Annotated in this window: 3 protein-coding genes; all 3 read right to left on the reverse strand. The window is 61.7% G+C overall.

Going from position 1 to position 2,118, the window contains the following annotated elements; genetic code table 11:
• The coding region (locus tag EKD03_RS18110; protein ID WP_153188304.1) for a hypothetical protein at positions 1-431 on the reverse strand (431 nt) is incomplete at its 3' end.
• Positions 432-445: 14 nt separating this feature from the next.
• A complete protein-coding gene (locus EKD03_RS18115) occupies positions 446-1,420 on the reverse strand; it encodes an FHA domain-containing protein (RefSeq protein WP_129633844.1) in 975 nt (324 codons plus the stop codon).
• Between the two features lie 38 nt (positions 1,421-1,458).
• The coding region (locus tag EKD03_RS18120; RefSeq protein ID WP_174842899.1) for an IPT/TIG domain-containing protein at positions 1,459-2,118 on the reverse strand (660 nt) is incomplete at its 5' end.

The following is a 2,118-nucleotide window of genomic DNA, read 5'->3' on the forward strand; positions in this document are numbered from 1 at the left end:
CTCATGGCCCAGGTTCGCGCATCAATCTGCGGATTGACGACCGGGCTATCCGGCACCTGATCGGTGAGGTGGTAGGCCCCATCATTCAGCCCCAGCGGATCATAGAAGTGGCGCAGGGCGGCATACGCTTCGGGTTCATCGGCGGAGAACCCGCCATGCTCGATCCAGCCTGGGACGCTCAGGGTGATCCGATCTTCCTTGGCTGTGATCATTCCCGGTTCTACCACGCCCATACCACGCAACAGCAGGGTCTGATCAATCGGCGCACGCTCGTACTTCTCGTTCTGGCCATAGATGGCTTCAAACTGCACAAAGGCGTGGTGGTTGATGCGTGGATGGGCGTAGAGATTGCCCCACGCCCGCGCCGGTGCCGTCGGTAATCCGGCCAGTACTACGATGATGAGTAAAAGGATGAGACGGCGCGTGTACATAACACGATCCTGTTTTAGAAGACAACCACCAGCCAGCGGCCTTCAACCTTCACCATACCAATGGCGAAGGTGAAGCCATCCACCTCGACCGCAACTTCGGCCCGGCGGAAGCCATCTTCAGGCGCGATATAGTCGGCCAGGAAGCTGAGTTGGGCACGTTCCAGCGGGGCCGCCATCGCCGCCAACCGCTCCGGGTGGGCGGCGAAGATCGTGCGGTATTCGTCGCGTACCGTGGGGGCAAACTGCGCCATCGCCGCCTCGACATCTCCGCTGCGCAGCGCCGCCGCGAGATCATCCAGGGTCTGTGCTATGGCGGGTTGCTCCACCGATGCGGGAGGGAGCGGCGGCATGACTGGAACCGCCACATCGCTGGTTGCGCCGAAGCCGAATTGGGGGATGCTGATCGGTACGTTGGGCAGCACCAGCGTGAAGAGGGCAAGAACGCCCAATACTGTCACCAGCAGCAATGCTCCGACACAGCCAGCCCCGCGTAAGCCGCGCCGCTTGGGGCTCGCGGCGGGGAGGATGGGCGCGGCTGCGGGGGGCGGTGCCGCGCTTCGCACTGGTGCTGGTGCCGCCGCTACCGCCGGGGCGGATTGTTCTTCTACCCGTACCATAACCGCATTGCCCAGCCCGATCTGATCACCGGGGCGAATGTAGTCTGGTGCGGCCAAGCGGATCTGGTTCAGGTAGGTACCGCCACTACTACCCAGATCGGCCAGCAAAAAGCCCTGGCCATCCCAGGCAATCCGGGCATGGCTGCGCGAGACACGCGGATCATTGATGCACAAACTACTCTCGGTGCGTCGCCCGATCACCAATGGCTCGGCCCCAATCGCCACCACGGTTCCCGGTGGCTGCACGAGGCGTAACTGCCACGCCAGCACCAAGGGGCGGCCACACCCGGCACAGAACTGCGCCGAGAGCCGCTGGTTTGTACCGCAGTAGGGGCAGGCGCGCTGCGGAGGAGAAGGAGATGCAGGGTTCATGGTATACCTCACGGCGAGCAACAAGGAGCGCAAGCGTCTTAATAGCGAAACATCACCGTATCCTCCCCACCCGGACAGATCCCAGGGGTTTCATCATAACGGATGGTGAGTATAATCCCATCGGGGGTATAAATGCCAGTGATCGAACCCGAATGATCGCGGATTGTGTTGACTCCATCAAAATCCGCCACCAGCGAGGGAAAGATCTTGACATCATCGGGTGGTGCGCAACTGGTATGCACCAGCACATCTCCGGCAAAGAGTTGGTCTTCTACAATACAGGCCCAGCCAATCCCAGGGCCATTCATGGATGGAATCAGCCAGGGGCCGGGTGGTTCATACGGTTCGGCGGCAAAGCAGAGCCGGGGCGAACCGCTGTCCGGTGTGGCGACGATCACTTCGGTTGGTTCACCATCGAGCCTGAAGGAGACCCCGTTGCTGGGGATGCCCTCCACGGTGACAATCACCAAGCCAGTGCGGATCTTCTCAGGAACTAGCGCGACAATTTCGCTATCGCTCCAGGATTCAACCTTAGCCCCCTCACCCGCGAAGGTGACGTTGCTCCGCCCCTGGTCGGGGCCAAAGTTGCGCCCACTGATAACCACTTGGGTGTTGGGTAGCCCGTGATCTGGGTTGAGGGCGGTAATCTGCGGGCCGTTCACACGCAACTCTTCGCTGCGGATCACGCGCCCCCCGGC

The sequence above is a fragment of the Candidatus Oscillochloris fontis genome, assembly GCF_004138135.1.
GTDB classification, from domain to species: Bacteria; Chloroflexota; Chloroflexia; order Chloroflexales; family Chloroflexaceae; genus Oscillochloris; species Oscillochloris fontis.

Bases quoted from the DNA above. Each gene is read 5' to 3' on its own strand.
- EKD03_RS18115 (WP_129633844.1), bottom strand. From the start codon at position 1,420: ATGAACCCTGCATCTCCTTCTCCTCCGCAGCGCGCCTGCCCCTACTGC.